Source organism: Citrobacter sp. wls826 (assembly GCF_005281245.1).
Taxonomy (GTDB): Bacteria; Pseudomonadota; Gammaproteobacteria; order Enterobacterales; family Enterobacteriaceae; genus Citrobacter; species Citrobacter braakii.
In genome coordinates, this window is sequence record NZ_SZWS01000053.1 from 77,989 (window position 1) to 80,963 (window position 2,975).

Below are 2,975 nucleotides of genomic sequence, written 5' to 3' on the forward strand. Positions count from 1 at the left end.
GCTGATTGCCGCTGGCGTTAGCCTGGTGAGCTTCTCTGGCGATAAATTACTGGGAGGGCCGCAGGCAGGGATTATTGTCGGTAAAAAAGAGATGATCGCGCGCTTACAGAGCCATCCGCTGAAACGTGCATTACGGGCTGATAAAATGACGCTGGCTGCGCTGGAAGCGACGCTGCGGCTCTACCTGCACCCGGAAGCGCTGGCAGCGAAGTTGCCGACGTTACGCCAGCTCACCCGCTCGCAGGAGGCTGTCCACGCGCAGGCACAACAATTACAGGCACGGCTTGCTGATCATTACGGCGACGAATTCGCCCTGAACGTTATGCCTTGTTTATCGCAGATAGGCAGCGGTTCGCTACCTGTTGATAGGCTGCCCAGCGCGGCATTAACCTTTACTCCACATGACGGGCGCGGTAGCCGCCTCGAAGCACTGGCCGCCCGTTGGCGTGCGCTGCCTGTGCCGATCATTGGGCGAATTTATGATGGTCGCTTATGGCTGGATCTGCGCTGCCTTGAGGACGAGACCCGGTTTATGGAGATGATGCTGAAATGATTATTGCAACCGCCGGACACGTTGACCACGGAAAAACAACGTTATTACAGGCGATTACCGGCGTGAATGCCGACCGTTTGCCGGAAGAAAAAAAGCGCGGCATGACCATCGATCTCGGTTATGCCTACTGGCCGCAGCCGGACGGAAGGATTCTGGGATTTATCGATGTTCCCGGACACGAAAAGTTTTTGTCCAACATGCTGGCGGGTGTCGGCGGGATCGACCATGCGCTGCTGGTGGTGGCGTGTGATGACGGCGTGATGGCGCAAACGCGTGAGCATTTGCAAATTCTGCAACTGACGGGCAATCCGCAGATCACCGTGGCGCTCACGAAAGCCGATCGCGTGGATGACGATCGCATCAACGCGGTACGTACTGAGGTGCATACTGCGCTTGAGAACTATGGATTCGCCGATGCGGTTCTGTTCGTGACGGCTGCCAGTGAAGGTCGTGGAATCGAAGAACTGCGCGATCATTTACAGCAATTAACGTCGCGCGAGCATGCCCGCGATTGCAGCTTTCGCCTGGCGATTGACCGTGCCTTTACGGTCAAAGGCGCGGGTCTGGTGGTGACCGGGACGGCGCTTAGCGGTGAGGTGACTGTTGGTGACACGCTGTGGCTCACGGGCGTCAACAAACCGATGCGCGTACGTAGCTTGCATGCGCAAAATCAGGCCACCGATCGCGCGCAGGCGGGGCAACGTATTGCGCTGAATATTGCTGGTGATGCACAAAAAGAAGAGCTTAACCGCGGCGACTGGCTGCTCTCCGATGCACCGCCAGAGGCGTTTACCCGCGTGATTGTCTCTTTAGAGCATGCCGCGCCGCTGATGCAGTGGCAACCGCTGCATATTCACCACGCGGCCAGCCATGTCACCGGGAGAATCTCGCTGCTTGAAGGGACGCTGGCGGAACTGGTGTTTGATACACCGCTCTGGCTCGCCGATAACGACCGTCTGGTGCTACGCGATATTTCGGCCCGCACGACGCTGGCTGGCGCGCGCGTGGTAACGCTCAATCCGCCGCGTCGCGGGAAGCGTAAGCCGGAATATTTGCAGTGGCTGGCAGCACTGGAGAAGGTACAGAGTGACGGCGAAGCTCTGGCGCTACATCTGACGCGCGGGGCGGTGAATATTCCTGACTTCGCCTGGGCGCGTCAGCTCAACGGCAACGGTATGCGTCCGTTGATTGAGCTGCATGGCTTTATTCAGGCGGGATACAGTCTGTTGAATGCTGCCGTTGCAGCGCGCTGGCAGCGGAAAGTCCTTGATACGCTGGCGACGTACCACGAACAGCACCGTGATGAACCAGGACCTGGGCGAGAACGCCTGCGCCGTATGGCTTTGCCGATGGAAGATGAAGCGCTGGTCCTGCTGCTGATTGAAAAGATGCGTGAGAGCGGAGCCATCCATAGTCATCATGGCTGGCTGCATTTGCCGGATCATAAGGCCGGTTTCAGCGAAGAGCAGCAGGCTATCTGGCAAAAAGCAGAACCGCTTTTTGGCGATGAGCCGTGGTGGGTGCGCGATTTGGCAAAACAGACGGGCACAGATGAGCAGATGATGCGTGTGGCGTTACGACAAGCAGCGCAGCAAGGCATCATCACCGCGATCGTCAAAGATCGCTATTACCGTAACGATCGGATTGTGGCCTTTGCCAATATGATCCGCGAACTGGATCAGGAGAAAGGATCGACCTGTGCTGCCGATTTCCGCGACAGGCTTAACGTTGGACGCAAATTGGCTATCCAGATTCTGGAATATTTTGACCGCATTGGTTTTACGCGTCGCCGGGGAAATGATCATTTATTACGCGATGCTTTGCTGTTTCCCGAAAAGTAATGAAACAATTAATTCAGGAATTAAATGAATTAATACAAAATAGATATTGATTGAAATAAGCACATTAGATTATGAACCTAATGTGCTTTTTAATTGTGGGTGTTATTAAAATAACAACCACGATCATATTTTGTTGGATATTTCACTCGTATGCTTCCTGACTCTTTAGAGTAATTAAGGATCGTACAATGGCTGCTTCAACATTTTTTATTCCTTCCGTGAATGTAATTGGCGCTGATTCATTAAAAGACGCAATGAATACAATGGCGGAATATGGTTTTCGTCGTACGCTGATTGTCACGGATGCCATGCTGACAAAATTAGGTATGGCTGGCGAGATTCAAAAAGCATTACAGGAACGTGATATTTTCAGCGTAATTTTCGACGGTACGCATCCTAATCCCACGACCAGTAACGTCGCTGCTGGCCTGCATATACTGAAAGAAAACGAATGTGATAGCGTTATTTCCCTCGGCGGCGGTTCTCCGCACGATTGTGCGAAGGGCATTGCGCTGGTGGCGGCTAACGGCGGCGATATTCGCGATTACGAAGGTGTGGACCGTTCTGCAAAACCACAGCTG

General features: G+C 54.0%; 2 protein-coding genes and 1 pseudogene. All 3 read left to right on the top strand.

What is annotated here, in order from left to right; genetic code table 11:
* Positions 1-553, top strand: a pseudogene (locus FDW87_RS22515) (L-seryl-tRNA(Sec) selenium transferase); the annotation flags it as partial.
* Positions 550-2,394, top strand: coding sequence for a selenocysteine-specific translation elongation factor (selB, locus tag FDW87_RS12845; protein ID WP_016157738.1), 1,845 nt, complete (start codon positions 550-552; stop codon positions 2,392-2,394). The pseudogene FDW87_RS22515 and the gene selB, both read left to right, overlap by 4 nt.
* A gap of 188 nt (positions 2,395-2,582) precedes the next feature.
* Positions 2,583-2,975 (top strand): iron-containing alcohol dehydrogenase (locus FDW87_RS22520; RefSeq protein ID WP_252363156.1); only part of this gene is annotated, 393 nt, incomplete at its 3' end.

Excerpts from the sequence above, each read along its gene's own strand:
- selB (WP_016157738.1), top strand. The coding sequence starts at position 550 with ATGATTATTGCAACCGCCGGACACGTTGACCACGGAAAAACAACGTTA.